The following is a 13,801-nucleotide window of genomic DNA, read 5'->3' as shown; positions in this document are numbered from 1 at the left end:
GATCAAGTACGATCGGAGAGATGCATGCGTAGCTATCGTGGACTGATGTCTCTCGTTCTTTTGGGGCTCGGTATGGGGGTCGGCTGTGGCGGTGACGACGCCACCTCCGCCATCACGCCTCCGGCCAGCAATCCCCCTCAGGCGGCCAGGACCTATGGCCGCGAGGTGAAGGGCGGCCGTGTGCACCAGGGCAGGAGCACCTCGATCTCGCCCGCGCGCTCGCTCAACGCCGTCGACGTGCTGCCGCTGGTCAAGGACGAGCTGAATGGCGCGCTCGGCCCGCTCACGGCGAGCGACTTCGCGACCGCGAGCCAGCATGTCGAGCGCACCCCGGCCCGCGCCACCCTCCACCATGTGAGCTACCGTCAGGTCCGCGACGGCGTGCCGATCCACGGCACGTACCTGAACCTGACCCTCCGCGCCGAGGCGAGCGGCGGGAGCAAGCTCTTGGCGTCGAGCCACCATCTCTACCAGGAGGCCATCGTCGACGCGCGGGATCACGTCGGCGAAGAGCGCGCGCACGCGCTCGCCCGGAGGGCCCTGCGCGCGCAGCCGGACGCGCCCGTCGCGAAGGCCGAGAAGGTGATCCGCCCGATCGCCAATGCGCTCCAGATGGTCTGGGACATCAGCCTCACCGGCCGTTACGAGCGCGTGCTCGTGATCGCCAACGGCCCGTCCACCGGCCGGAGCCTCACCCTGGACGACCGCGTGTTCGAGGTCGTCCCCGGCTCGGTGTCCGGCTTCACGGTGAGCGGCGGCGCCCCGGGCGCGTCCGGCGGCACGGTCGCGCAGACGAGCCTCCCTCACACGCGCGTCTCGGGCCCCGGAATCAGCGCCCACGCCGACGCCGCAGGCGCCTTCAGCATCGACGTGCCGCTCGGCTCGACCCTCCAGGGGACCCTGAACGGCCGCGCGGCGGCGGTGCAGAACGCGTCGGGGCCGAACCTCGTGGCCACCGGCGCGGCGGCCTCAGGCGTCGGCCTCGTGTTCTCGTCGCCGGGCGGGGGCGAGCAGGAGATCGCGCAGGCCACGGCCTATCGTTACGTGGACGCGGCGCGCTCGTTCCTCGAGGCGAACGGCCTCGCGCCGGACGCGCTCGGCGAGCCGCTGCCGACCCACGTCAACCTGGACGACTTCTGCAACGCGTTCTACGACCCTGGCGCGATCAGCATCAACTTCTTCCTGTCGGGCGGCGGCTGCAACAACTCCGCGATCGACAGCGTGATCGCTCACGAGTACGGCCATTTCGTCGATGATCGGTTCGGCGGGATCTTCGATGGTGGTCTGTCGGAGGGGTGGGGCGACACGCTGGCTTGCTTGCTGCTCAAGGACGCGGCCGTCGGCAGGGGCATCACCGATGACGGCCAGCTGATCCGCACGTGCGATAACGAGTATGTGTATCCGCCGGGCGGCTTCGACGAGTCGCACAACCTCGCGCAGGCGTGGGCCGGCTTCGTGTGGCACGCCCGCGCCAACCTGATCGGCGAGCTCGGCGAGGAGGCCGGCGACGCGCTCACGCGCGCCCTGGTGCTGCCCTCCTTCCCGTCGAACGCCCCTGACATCCCGACGGCCGTGCGCGAGGTGTTCCTGCGCGACGACGACGACGGCGACCTGGAGAACGGGACGGTTCACTGGGGTCCTCTCTGGGCTGCAGCCGAGATCCACGGGCTCGCCTTCGCGCTCACCACGGACGTCATGCTGCCGGGGCAGGTCACGGACCTGGTCGTGGTGGACGTCGGGGCCACGTCGGCGCTCGTCCAGTTCACCTCGCCCGGCGACGACGGGCTCGAGGGCACGCCGACGGCGTACGAGATCGGCTGGTCGCTGTCCCCCCTCGACGACAGCAACTTCGCCGGCGCCAAGCTGACGTCGGCGCCTCCTGCGCAGCCGAGCGGCTGGCTTGTGCAGGCGCAGATCGAGGGCCTGCCGCCCTCCTCGACCGTGTACGTCGCGATGCGCGCCATCGACGAGGCGGGCAATTCCGGGCCCGTGTCGAACAACGTCCAGGTCACCACCGAGGCCGGCCTCGTGGTGTTCGCGGAGGGCTTCGAGAGCGACTCGGGCGGCTGGAGCGCCGAGGGCCTGTGGCACATCACCACGCGCCGCGCGTCCGAGGGCGAGCGCTCGTTCTGGTACGGCCAGGAGGAGACAGGCAACTACGACACGGGCTCGGCGAGCTGGGGCACGCTCACGCTGCCGATCCTCGATCTCACCGGCGTGGCGAGCCCGTTCCTCGTCGTCGATCAGTTCATCCAGGTCGAGGACGGCGCGTTCTTCGACACGGCGGACGTCATCGTGACCGACGTGGACGACCCGGCCAACGTGGCGGTGTTCCCGAGGACCACCTCGTGGACCAACGGCGCGTTCGAGCCGCGCCTCGAGTCGCTGGCGGGCTTCGCCGACCGGCGCATCACCATCGCGTTCAGCTTCAACACGATCGACGAGATCGCGAACGACCTCGAGGGCTGGTACATCGACAACGTGCGCATCATCGCCGAGGAGGCGAGCTCCTGCGCGCACGGCAAGTGCGTGGAGGGCGGCCCGCTCGATCCGGCCTGCGACCCGTGCGTCGCGGCGATCTGCGCGATGGATTCGTTCTGCTGCGAGAGCGCCTGGGATCTCGCGTGCGTGAACGAGGTCACCACGGTGTGCGGCGAGACCTGCTCGACCGAGACGTGCGGCGACGGCGTGTGCGAGCCGGGCGAGGACTGCGGCAGCTGCCCGCAGGACTGCGGGTCGTGTCCGACCTGCGATCATGAGGTCTGCGATCCGGGCACGCCGCTCGATCCGGCGTGCGGTGATCCGTGCGTGAGCGCCGTGTGCGCGGCGGATCCGTACTGCTGCACCAGCGAGTGGGATCGCGTGTGCGTCGAGGCCGCCGAGCAGACCTGCGGGGCCGTGTGCCAGGACGCCTGCGGGCACGACCTGTGCTCGCCCGGGGGCCCGCTCGACGCGCAGTGCGACCCGTGCGCTCAGGCGGTGTGCGCGGCGGATCCTTACTGCTGCAACAACTCGTGGGATCGCTCGTGCGTCGAGCAGGCCGCGAGCACCTGCGGGCTGACCTGCACGCAGGCGTGCAGCCACGACCTGTGCACGGCCGGCGACGTGCTCGATCCGGCGTGCGATCCGTGCGCTCAGGCGGTGTGCGCGGCGGATCCTTACTGCTGCAACAACGCGTGGGACGCGCGCTGCGTGGACCAGGCGGCGGCGGCGTGCGGTCTGTCCTGCGGTTGCAGCCACGACGTATGCGACACAGGCGTGGCCCTCGACGCCGGGTGCGACTGGTGCGCCTCCGAGGTCTGCGCGCAGGATCCGTACTGCTGCACCAACGCGTGGGACGACCGCTGCGTCGGCACGGCGAACAACGTCTGCGGCCTGACCTGCTCGTTCGACTCCACGGCGGCCGCGCTCGCGCGCGAGCCCGCCCGCCGGTGAGGTCGCGTCCGGGGTCGCCACGCGGCCCCCGCCGGCCCGCCGGCACGACAAACGCCTCCGATCCGAACCCATCCCGGTAGAACATCGTCGCAGCGAGGGGGCCCTGAACCCCTCGCTGCGATCGTGCGCGGCGCGGCCCCGGCAGCGTTTGCGGTGGGAAGAGCCGGCCCGCCGCGGTTGTTCCATGCACCCGACGTGCTGCGCCGCTTCGCCCTCGTCCTGCGCGTCCTGGTCTCGACGGCCGGCAAGGACGCATTCGCCCGCGCCATGCCGCTGTACATGGGGCTGGGCCTCGCCGGGGTGGGGATCGCGTGGCTCCTCGACGCGTGCGGCGCGGCGGCCCGGCCCCGGGCGATCGGCGCGGGGTCGTTCTGGCGGCAGCGCCTCTGAGGGCCCGCGCCGCCGGACGCGGCCTACCCGCCGGTCTACCTGGGCGGCTGCGGGCAGAGCAGCTTCTTCATCTCGTCGATCGCCTCTGCGCCCCGCAGCGCGACCGAAGCGATGCGCTGGACCTTGGGCGCGAAGGAGCAGTCGACGCGCTCATTCGGCGCCTTGTGCAGGAGGGATTCGACCTCGTCGGGGGGCCCCTGCACGCTCTTCTTCATGCAGAGGATCGGGCTGCCCTGGTGGTAGTAGTACCGGCGCTGCAGAAGGCGGAGCTCCGTGAGCCCGCCGAAGGGCTCGGCGTCGTTCAGGGCGAAGATGAGCTGTCCGTTGTCGTAATAGAAGAGGTAGGTGGACCCGGCGTCTCCCGCGGCGTGGTCCTTCAGCTCCACCCTCGAGACCGTGTTGTTCTTCCGGTGCAGCTGGACCTCGGCGCTCCCCTCGCCACCCGGGCACGCCATGCGGACATCGCTCGTGCTGAGCCCCTTGTCCGCCTGGATCTCCTCGTATTTCTTCCGGATTTCATCGATGCGAGGGTCGCCCGGCGCCTCCCCGTCGGCCCCGGGGCTTCCGGCGGCGGCCGCTGCGTCGGGGGCCGGCGTGCGCGGCGCAGGCTGGCCGGAGGCTGGGGCGGCGGCCGGGGGCGGCTGAGCTCCGTTCTCGCCGCGGGACACCGCAGCTGTCCTCGATGAGGAGGAGACGGGGGCCACGTCGCCGCGCCCGCAGCCGGTGACGAGCAGGACGCCCGTGAAGACGAACGTCAATCGACCCATGAAACGCCCCTATTCTCCATCCTGGGTTGCATCCACCTCGGCGCAACGGGGGAACGGCAGCAGCCGCAGCACCCGCGCATCGCGCACCTCGCGCCCCTCGAGGTCGAGCGACGTGGGGACGAGGCAACGCGCGAGCTCCTCGACGCCTTCCGAGGGGCAGTAGGCGCGCCCCGGATCCCCGACGAGCACCGCCGTGGGCCCCGCGGCCTGACGCCGCAGCCAGGGGAGCACCCGGTCGACCATCGCGCGCTCGTAGAAGATGTCGCCCGCCACGATGACGTCCCACGCGCCGCGCGCGGCGCTCGCCGTGAGATCGTCCGTGATGACATCGACGGCGACGCCGTTGAGGGCCGCGTTCAGCTGGAGCGCGGCGGCGGCGAACGGATCGATGTCGGCGGCGCTGACGTGCGCGGCGCCGGCGCGGACCGCGGCGATCGCGACGACGCCGCCGCCGGCGGCGAGGTCGAGCACGCGCTTGCCCGAGACCGCGGCGGGGTGATCGAGCAGGTACCGCGCGAGCGCCTGCCCGCCGGCCCACGCGAACGCCCAGTACGGCGGCGGCACGCCCGCGCGCGCGAGCGCCGCCTCGGTCGCGTGCCAGAGCGGCGTGACCTCGGTCGCGAGGTGGAGCCTCACCTCGGGGACGAGCGGCGGGCTGGCCACGGCGGTCTCGCGCGCCACGAACGCCGCGGCGCTCGCGGCAGGGGCGAGGGCCGCGACGGGCCCGCGGGGCTCCGGCGCCCGAGCGATCACGGCCGCTGCTTCGCGACCCGCGCTTCCGCCGCGCGCAGCGTCGCCTCGAGCAGCGAGGCGATCGTCATGGGGCCGACGCCGCCCGGCACCGGCGTGATCCAGGCAGCGCGCCCCCTGGCGGCCTCGAAATCGACGTCGCCCACCAGCTTGCCCGCGTCGTCGCGGCTCATGCCGACGTCGATCACCGTGGCCCCTTCCTTGATCCAGTCGCCCCCGATGAGCTTCGCCTTGCCCGCGGCGGCGACGAGGACGTCGGCCTCGCGGCAGATCGCCCGCAGATCGCGCGTGCGGGAGTGGGCGATCGCGACCGTCGCGTGCTGCGCGAGCAGCAGCTGCGCCATGGGCCTGCCGACGAGGTGGCTCCGCCCGACGACCACCGCGCGGGCGCCGGCGAGCTCGACGCCCGCCTCGGCGAGCAGGCGCATGCAGCCGACCGGCGTGCACGGCGCGAGGCCGCCCGGGCGGCCCAGCGCGAGCAGGCCTGCGTTCACCGGGTGGAGGCCGTCGACGTCCTTCGCGGGAGCGATGGCGTCGAGCACGGCGTGCTCCCGGATGTGCCCCGGCAACGGGAGCTGGACGAGGATCCCGTCGACCGCGTCGTCCGCGTTGAGCGCCGCGATGAGCGCGAGCAGCTCGGCCTCGGTCGTCCCGGCCGGGAGCGCGCGGAGCCGGCCCCGAATGCCGACCTCGTTCGACACCCGCTCCTTGTTCCGCGTGTGGGTCACGCTGGCCGGGTCCTCGCCGACGAGCACCACCTCGAGGCCAGGGGGCCGGCCGTGGGCGGCCGCGAAGCGCGCCACCCCCTCCCGCACCTCGTCGCGGACCTTCTGAGCGATCGCCTTGCCGTCCAGGATCTTGGCTGCCACGGCCGCGGAGCTTAGACCAGCCGCGGCCGTCGCGGGAGCGCGGCCCGCACGGCCTGCCCGGGGCCGCGACGACCCGCGACCGGCCGCGACGAACGGCCGCGGGCCGCGGCGTGAGGCGACCGCCACGTCCCGGGCGCGATCTTCGGGTTGACCCTTCCGTCCAGCGTCTCTAGCCATGAGCGGTGGACGCGCTGCACACCGATCTCTACCAGTTGACGATGGCGGCGGGGTACTTCCACCGCGGCATGGCCTCGCGTGTCGCGACGTGCGAGCTCTTCGTGCGGCGGCTGCCCAGGCACCGGCGCTTCCTCGTCGCGATGGGCCTCGAGCGCGTGCTGCGCTACCTCGAGCAGCTCCGCTTCACCGACGAGCAGATCGCCTACCTGAGCGCGCTCCCCGCCCTCGCGGACGCGATGACGCCGGCGTTCTGCAGCTACCTGCGGGACTTCCGCTTTCACGGCGACGTCTGGGCCGTGCCCGAGGGGACGGTGTTCTTCCCGAACGAGCCGCTCCTGCGCGTCACCGCGCCGATCATCGAGGCGCAGCTCATCGAGACGTTCGCCCTGTCCACGGTCAACTACGCCACGACGATCGCGTCGAAGGCCGCGCGCATCGTCCTGGCCGCCGGCGACGCGGGGGTCATGGAGTTCGGCACCCGGAGGGCTCACCCGGAGGCGGCGCTCGACGCGGCGCGGGCCGCGTACGCGGTCGGCTGCGTCGGCACCTCCAACGTGGAGGCCGGCATGCGCTTCGGCATCCCGGTGCTCGGGACGGCCGCGCACATGTGGACCATGGCCCACCCGTCGGAGGAGGCCGCGTTCGAGGGCTACGTCGCCGTCTTCCCGAGCGCGGCGATCCTGCTCATCGACACGTACGACACGCTCGTCGGCGCCGCGCGCGCGGCGGCGATCGCGCGCGACAAGCTGAAGGGGGTCCGGCTCGACTCCGGCGACCTCGGCGCGCTCAGCGTCGCCGTGCGGAGGATCCTCGACGCCGCCGGGTGCGCGTCGGCGAAGATCGTCGCCTCGGGCGATCTCAACGAGCACCGGATCGCCGAGCTCAGGCGCGCCGGGGCGCCCATCGATCTCTACGGCGTCGGGACGGACCTCGTGACGTCGATCGACGCCCCCGCGCTGGGCGGCGTCTACAAGCTCGTGGAGATCGGCGGCGTCGAGCCGGGCGCTGGAGGGGAGCGCACGCCCATCGCGAAGTTCTCGGAAGGCAAGGCGACGCTGCCCGGCGCGCACCAGGTGCACCGCTTCCGCGACCCGGCCGGGAGGCTCGTCCGCGACGTCATCGCGCTCGACGGCGAGCCCGCGAGCCCCGGGGCCGAGCCGCTGCTCGCGCCCGTGATGAAGCAGGGCGCCCGCGTCGCGCCGCCCGAGGGGCTCGACGCGGTCCGGGCGCGCGTGCGCGCCGAGATCGCCGGGCTGCCGGAGGCGCTGCGGCGCATCGACGACGACCCCTCGCCGGGCGCGCCCTTCCCGGTCGAGGTGTCACCGCAGCTCGGCGCGCTCGTGGAGACGGTGCGCGCCCGCGTCGTCTCCGGCGTAGGATAGCGAGATCGAGCGAGGCGCCGCGCGCGCGGCGGCGATGGCGCGGCGGCGCGCCGCACGTGAGGAGAGAGGACATGGCGAGTGGCAACGTGACCCGGCAGGCTCCGCCCCCGAGGGTGTTCGTCGACGTGGACGTGCAGCGAGACTTCTGCGAGGAGGCGGGCGCGCTCTACGTGAAGGGCTCGCCGAACGCGCTGTTCCGGAGGCTCACGGCGCACGCCGTCGCGCACGGGATCCCGATCGTCGGCTCGGTCGACTCGCACGCGTGGGACGCGTGGGAGTTCGCGTCGAACGACGTCCCGGCCCCGGAGGGCGACAAGCCGGGCTTCCCGGACCACTGCGTGAAGGGGACGCCGGGCTGGCTGAAGGTCGAGGGGACGCTGCCGCCGCGCTTCCGCTTTCTCCCGAACGTCGAGCGCGCGCCCATCGACGAGGCGGTGCGCGAGCTCGCGACGAGCACGAGCCACGCGGTCTACTTCGAGAAGGAGGTCTACAGCCTCTTCGCGAACCCCCTCGCCGAGGGGTTCCTGCGCGATCTCGCCGCGGCGCTCGGCGGCGCGCCGGAGCTCGTCGTGTACGGCGTGGCGACCGACTACTGCGTCCGCGCCGCCGCCCTCGGGCTGGCGCAGCGCGGCTACCGCACGACGCTCCTGACCGACGCCGTCGCCGGCATCACCGAGGCCGGCGTCGCCGCCGCGCTCTCCGGGATGCAGGCCGCCGGCGTCACGCTCACCACGTCGTCCGCCCTGCTTCGCTAGCGAGCCCGGCGGGGTCCCCGCGCGGCGCGGTCCCCCGGGCGCGCCCGCGACGGCGTCGTCAGCGGCCCTCCGGAGAGCCCGTCGCGCCGGGATCGCTCGGTTCGCCCTGGACGCGCAGCGACGCGCAGAGGTCGACGAGCGGCTGCGGCTTGTCGAAGTGCCACCCCTGCGCGTAGTGGATGCCCATCGACGTGAGCAGATCGGCGATCTCCTGGTTCTCCACCTGCTCGGCGACGGTCTTGATGCCGAGCGTGTCGCCGATCCTGTGCACCGACTCGACGATCGCGCGGTGGAGCGTGTTGTCCTGCAGATCGCGCACGAACATGCCGTCGATCTTCACGTAGTCGACCGGCAGGCTCTCCAGGTAGCCGTACGACGCGTGCCCGCTGCCGAAGTCGTCGATCGCGAACCGGCACCCCATGGCGCCGAGCTCCTGCATGAACCACAGCACCTCGCCGAGGTTGGCGAGCGCCGCCGTCTCGGTGATCTCGAAGCAGATCTTGCTCGGCGGCACCTGCGCCCGGTGCAGCTGCTCGACGAGGAAGTCGAGCAGGCCCTCGCGCAGGAGAGACACGCCCGACAGGTTGATCGAGCACGTGTCGAGGCGCCGGAGCGCGTGCTGCGGCATCGCGCCGATCAGCCGGAACGCCTGCCGCGCGACGTAGCGATCGATGACGTGGATCAGGCCGCTCTGCTCCGCCGCCTGGATGATGCCCACGGGCGAGTAGAGCCGGCCGTCCTCGCCGAGCTGCCGCACGAGCACCTCGAAGTGCGCGCCGTGGGGGCTGGGCGCCGCGCCCGGCATGACGAGCGGGTGGATGCCCTGCGAGTAGAGCCGCAGCCGCCCCTCGGCGAGGTGGCGCTGCAGGCTCGCGACCCACTGCATCGAGCGCCGGCTCGTCGTCATCTGCTGGTCGTCGAGGTAGACCTGCAGCCGCCCGCGCCCGTTCTCCTTCGCGATCCGGCACGCGTGATCGGCGGCGCCGAGCACGTCGACGGCCCGCTCGAAGTGGGGCGTCAGCACCACGAGGCCGATGCTGGCGCCGATCGAGAACGTCTTCTCCGCCCACCCGAACCGGAACTCGAGCAAGCAGATCTGCAGATCGCGCGCGATCCGCTCCGCCTCTCGCTCGCTCTTGTTCGCGAGCAGCAGCACGAACTCGTCGCCGCCGATGCGCCCGGCCGCGTCCTGCGGGCCGACGATCTCGTGCACGCGCGTCGCGACCCACTGGAGCAGATCGTCCCCCGCCTCGTGCCCGCAGGTCGCGTTGACGAGACGGAAGCGATCCAGGTCGATGTAACAGAGCGCGTACGGCGTCCCCGTCTTCCTGCAGTCGTTCAGCGCCTCCTCGATGCGATCGATGATCGCGTACCGGTCGAGGAGGCGCGTCAGCGCGTCGTAGCGGGGCTTGGCCGGGTGGATCGGCAGGGGCCCCGGCGCGCCGAGCTCGCGGAAGAGGACGATCTGCCCGGGAGGAGGCGGCGGCTTCGAGTCGCGCTGGCCTTCGCGCGTGGGCCGCCCCGCGATCGTGCCGATCGTGTGGAGGATCGGGATGACGGAGCCGTCGCGGCGCTCGAGCAGCGCTGTGTACCGCGCCGGCGGCCGGGTCGCCTCGGGGGCGGCGAGCGGCGCGCCCGGCGTGCGCAGCGCGCCCTCGTCGATGATCACCGGCGAGAGCGGCACCGCGGGCTCGCGCCGCGGCGTGAGCGCCGGCGGCGGCGTGGGCTTCGCGGGCGCGCCCTCGTCGAACAGCTCGTTCATCTCTCCGACGTCGATGTCCGGATCTCCGCTCGTCGTCCCCGCCGCCGGGATCAGGCGGAGCACGCGATCGAGCAGCGCGCCGCGCGCCTCGACGATCGACCAGCCGGTCAGCCGCTCGGCCGCGCCGTTGCAGCGCACCACGCGCTGCTCGGCGTCGATCTCGATCAGCCCGACGTCGACCTCGGACAGCCACGCAGCGAGGTGTTTGTCCGGCGAGCCACGGTGCGCGTCCGAGCGATCGAACGCGGCGTGCAGGCTCGACTCCGGCCGGTCATCGATCTTTGCCACCACCCCGTTATGGTAGTTGCATTCCCGGAGAAGCGGACTTCTTAAGCGCCGGCGGCGAGGAAACTCGACGGCCACGACCCACCGCTGGGGTAGGCTCGGGTCATGGGTGGTCACGAGGAGAGCAGGCGCTCCCGGCCGGGGCTCGGCGCCAGCGCCGCCGTCCTCTCGCCGGCGCCGCGGCGATTTGTCGAGCTCCAGCAAGAAACGCCTGGCCACAGGCCCACGCAGGGCGGCGTTGACGCGATGCGTTGTGGTGACGTGTCGGGATCGGGGGACGGTGTGGGAGCGCGGACCGCGCTCGGTGCGGGCTGAGGCATCGATGGGGCTTGTCCTGTTCGGGCTCACCGGCGGCCTGGGATCCGGCAAGAGCACGGTGGCGGCGCGCTTTCGCGCGCAGGGGCTTCCGGTCATCGACGCCGACGCGCTCGCCCGCGACGTGGTGGCGGAGGGGACCGAGGGGCTCGGCGAGGTGGTCCGCGCCCTCGGTCCGGAGGTGTTGCTGCCGGACGGCTCGCTCGATCGCGCGCGCGTCGCCGCGATGGTGTTCGACGACCCGGGCAAGCGCCGGCAGCTGAACGCGATCGTGCACCCGCGCATCGCGGCGCTCCTGCTGGAGCGCGCCGCGGCGCTCGAGGCGCGGGGCGAGCCGCTGGCTTGCTACGAGGCGGCGCTCCTCGTCGAGAACGGGGTCGCCGACGCGTTCCGTCCGCTCGTGGTCGTCGCGGTGCCCGAGGCGGTCCAGATCGCGCGCGCGATGGCGCGGGACGGCGCGACCGCGGAGCAGGTGCGCGCCCGGCTCGACGCGCAGCTCCCGCTCGCGAGCAAGGTCGCGGTCGCCGACCACGTCATCGACAACGCCGGCGATCGCGCCGCGACCGAGCGCCAGGCGGACGAGGTGCTCGCCTCGATCCGGGCGAAGCTCGGCGGCGGCGCTGAACGCGCGGGACGCTGACTTGATGCGCAGTGCCCGGCGTGGAAGTCTCGCGGCCGGCCGATGACGTCGTTCAAGTCGAAGCTCGCGCGGCTCGGGCCGCTCCCGGCGGAGCGACGCGCCGGCGCGGTCCCGGGCGCGATCGCACGAGGCGAGGCGTCGCCGCCGCCGGTCGCGGCGGCGGGAGCGCCCGCCGCGGTCGGCGCTCGACCGTCGCTGGACGAGCTGCGCGAGCGCATCTCTCGCATCGTCGCCCGCGGCGCGCCGCCGACCCCCAGGGCCGATCCGGCGCGCGGCGAGCTCCCCTTCCATGTCGAGCAGACGCCCGGGGGGCCGCTCTACGTGAGCCGCACCCGCTCGCTCGCGGCGGCCCGCGTCGGCCGCGCGCCGCTCGTCGCCGCGCGCGACGCCGACCCGGCGATGCTCGCGCTCCTGGCGCTCGACCCGGCGCTCGCCGGCTGCGACCTGCGGAGGGCGCTGTTCCTCGACACGGAGACCACGGGCCTCGCCGGCGGCACGGGCACCGTGCCGTTCCTGATCGGCCTCGCCTGGTTCGACCCCGGGGCCGCCGGCGCGGGGCCGCTCGGCGAGCCGTCGTCCGACGCCTTCATCATGGAGCAGCTCCTCCTGCGCCGCCTCGGCGAGGAGGAGCCCATCCTGCGCCGGCTCGCCGAGCGCCTCGCCGACGCCTCGATGATCGTCACGTACAACGGCAAGGCGTTCGACATGCCGCTCCTGCGCACGCGCTACGTGATGAACCGCCTGCCGCCGCCGCCGGAGCTGCCGCACCTCGATCTCGTCCACGTCGCGCGCCGCATCCACAAGGCGCGCCTCAAGACCTGCACGCTCATCGCCCTGGAGCACGACGTGCTCGGCCGGGTGCGCGTCGGGGACGTGCCCGGCGGCGAGATCGTCGCGTGCTACGCCCACTTCCTGCGCACCGGCGACGAGGACGCGCTGCTGGGCGTCGTCGAGCACAACGCGGCCGACGTGCTCGCGATGGTCGCGCTGGTCGGCCTCTACGGCGAGCCGCTCGGCGGCCTGGCCGCAGGCGATCTCGCCGGGGCGGCGGCGACGCTGCGCAGGGCGGGCGCGCTCGAGCGCGCGGCGGAGCTCGCGGACGCGGCCGTCGAGCGCGGCGGCGGCGCGGTCGCGCGCCGCGCGCGCGGCGACATCGCGAAGGCGCGCGGGGACAAGGCGCGGGCGCTCTCGGACTACGAGGCGCTCGCCGCCGAGATCGACGATCCCGCGGTGCGCCTCGCGCTGGCGAAGCTCTACGAGCACCACGTCCGCGCCTTCGCCCGCGCCCTCGACCTGGCCGACCAGGGCACCGCCGAGCCCGAGCCCGCGCTGGCTCGCCGCCGAGCCCGCCTGCGACGCAAGCTCGATCGCAGCACCGCCGGCGCCGCGCTCGCGCTGCCGTTCGAGCGCGCCGAGGCCGCCGCCGGAGCGCGGCCGTGCTCCCTGCCCGCCGCCGCGCTGCGACGCAAGGGCGAAAAGTGAGCGGGCACCCCGCAGTCCCGCGGTTCAGGGCTCCGGGCGGGCCGATCGAGAAATCCATCCGTCTGGCTTCTCGCCGGGGCGTGCGTGGGCTAGGGTGGGGGCGATGATTACCGTCGGCTGTGCCGGTTTCCCCGTCCCAGCGACGCGCTATTTCCGCGAGTTTATGTTCGTGGAGGTGCAGGAGACCCATGTGTCCCTTCCGGGACCTGGAACGATCCGGCGCTGGCGGCGCGAAGCTCCGGTCGGCTTTCGATTTGCCCTGCTCGGTCCGCGTGAAATCGGGCAGGAGGGGTTCCGGGACGGAAAGGTGATCGAGACGGCGCTCAAGAGCATCGAGGCCGTCGCCGACGAGCTCGAGGCGAAGAGCGCCGTCTTCGTCGGTCCCCCGGAGTTCACGCCGACGCGCGCGAACAAGGCCATCCTGCGCGAGTTCCTTGCCAGCGTGAAGAAGCGCTTCGAGCGCGTCGTCTTCGAGCCGCCGCCGGGGTGGGATCCGGACGAGAGCGACGAGCTCACCCAGGAGGTCGGCGCCCTCGCCGCGCGCGATCCGCTGACCACGGGGCTCTCGCGGCTGAAGGTCGCCTACTACCGCCTGCACGGCCCGGCGGGGCACAAGTCGCGCTACGAGGACCCGGCGATCGAGCGGCTCGCGGAGATCGCGCGCGGCGCGAAGCACGACGACGCGACGTACGTGTTCACGAACGTCGACATGTTCGCCGACGCGAAGCGCTTCAAGAAGGCGATGAAGATCTGACGCGGGCGCGCCGCGCGGGCGCCGCGCCCCGGCGGCGA

Annotated in this window: 11 protein-coding genes; 7 read left to right on the top strand and 4 right to left on the bottom strand. The window is 73.2% G+C overall.

All coding sequences use genetic code 11. From position 1 onward, the window contains the following. The first annotated feature begins 45 nt into the window (after positions 1-45). Together WMF28_RS18215 and WMF28_RS18210 are read left to right on the top strand one after the other, a co-directional pair. Complete coding sequence (locus WMF28_RS18215; protein WP_437603512.1) at positions 46-3,435, top strand: hypothetical protein; 3,390 nt, start codon at positions 46-48, stop codon at positions 3,433-3,435. 177 nt (positions 3,436-3,612) lie between these two features. Beyond that, the gene (locus tag WMF28_RS18210) at positions 3,613-3,825 is read left to right on the top strand and encodes a hypothetical protein (RefSeq protein WP_437603511.1); all 213 of its coding nucleotides are present in this window, start codon (positions 3,613-3,615) and stop codon (positions 3,823-3,825) included. 35 nt (positions 3,826-3,860) lie between these two features. On the opposite strand, the gene WMF28_RS18205 is transcribed toward WMF28_RS18210, so the two are convergent. The 3 genes from WMF28_RS18205 to folD are packed head-to-tail and all read right to left on the bottom strand — an operon-like array spanning position 3,861 to position 6,211. Beyond that, positions 3,861-4,592, bottom strand: coding sequence for a hypothetical protein (locus WMF28_RS18205; protein ID WP_437603510.1), 732 nt, complete (start codon positions 4,590-4,592; stop codon positions 3,861-3,863). A 9-nt stretch (positions 4,593-4,601) separates the two neighbouring features. Beyond that, positions 4,602-5,345, bottom strand: coding sequence for a class I SAM-dependent methyltransferase (locus WMF28_RS18200; protein WP_437603509.1), 744 nt, complete (start codon positions 5,343-5,345; stop codon positions 4,602-4,604). After that, complete coding sequence (gene folD / locus WMF28_RS18195) at positions 5,342-6,211, bottom strand: bifunctional methylenetetrahydrofolate dehydrogenase/methenyltetrahydrofolate cyclohydrolase FolD (RefSeq protein WP_437603508.1); 870 nt, start codon at positions 6,209-6,211, stop codon at positions 5,342-5,344. Before folD ends, WMF28_RS18200 begins: the two co-directional genes overlap by 4 nt. A 182-nt stretch (positions 6,212-6,393) precedes the next feature. Between folD and WMF28_RS18190 the strand changes: the two genes are divergently transcribed. Both WMF28_RS18190 and WMF28_RS18185 read left to right on the top strand, forming a co-directional pair. Beyond that, complete coding sequence (locus WMF28_RS18190; protein WP_437603507.1) at positions 6,394-7,770, top strand: nicotinate phosphoribosyltransferase; 1,377 nt, start codon at positions 6,394-6,396, stop codon at positions 7,768-7,770. A 71-nt stretch (positions 7,771-7,841) separates the two neighbouring features. Then, on the top strand, positions 7,842-8,525 hold the full coding sequence (locus WMF28_RS18185; RefSeq protein WP_437603506.1) for a cysteine hydrolase family protein: 684 nt from the start codon (positions 7,842-7,844) through the stop codon (positions 8,523-8,525). 58 nt (positions 8,526-8,583) lie between these two features. Here WMF28_RS18185 and WMF28_RS18180 read toward each other — a convergent pair whose 3' ends face one another. Continuing rightward, positions 8,584-10,575, bottom strand: a complete 1,992-nt coding sequence (locus WMF28_RS18180) for an EAL domain-containing protein (protein WP_437603505.1) — start codon at positions 10,573-10,575, stop codon at positions 8,584-8,586. Between the two features lie 319 nt (positions 10,576-10,894). Between WMF28_RS18180 and coaE the strand changes: the two genes are divergently transcribed. The 3 genes from coaE to WMF28_RS18165 all read left to right on the top strand — a co-directional run bounded on the left by coaE (position 10,895) and on the right by WMF28_RS18165 (position 13,763). Further along, positions 10,895-11,527, top strand: coding sequence for a dephospho-CoA kinase (gene coaE / locus WMF28_RS18175; protein ID WP_437603504.1), 633 nt, complete (start codon positions 10,895-10,897; stop codon positions 11,525-11,527). A gap of 42 nt (positions 11,528-11,569) precedes the next feature. Next, entirely contained in the window at positions 11,570-13,009 is a 1,440-nt protein-coding gene (locus tag WMF28_RS18170) for a ribonuclease H-like domain-containing protein (RefSeq protein ID WP_437603503.1), read from the top strand. Between the two features lie 103 nt (positions 13,010-13,112). Continuing rightward, positions 13,113-13,763, top strand: coding sequence for a DUF72 domain-containing protein (locus WMF28_RS18165; protein ID WP_437603502.1), 651 nt, complete (start codon positions 13,113-13,115; stop codon positions 13,761-13,763). The last annotated feature ends 38 nt before the right edge of the window (positions 13,764-13,801 follow it).

The sequence above is a fragment of the Sorangium sp. So ce590 genome, assembly GCF_051521365.1.
GTDB lineage: Bacteria > Myxococcota_A > Polyangia > Polyangiales > Polyangiaceae > Sorangium.
The sequence above is the reverse complement of the archived record's forward strand: the minus strand, read 5'-3'. Positions and strand labels throughout refer to the sequence as shown.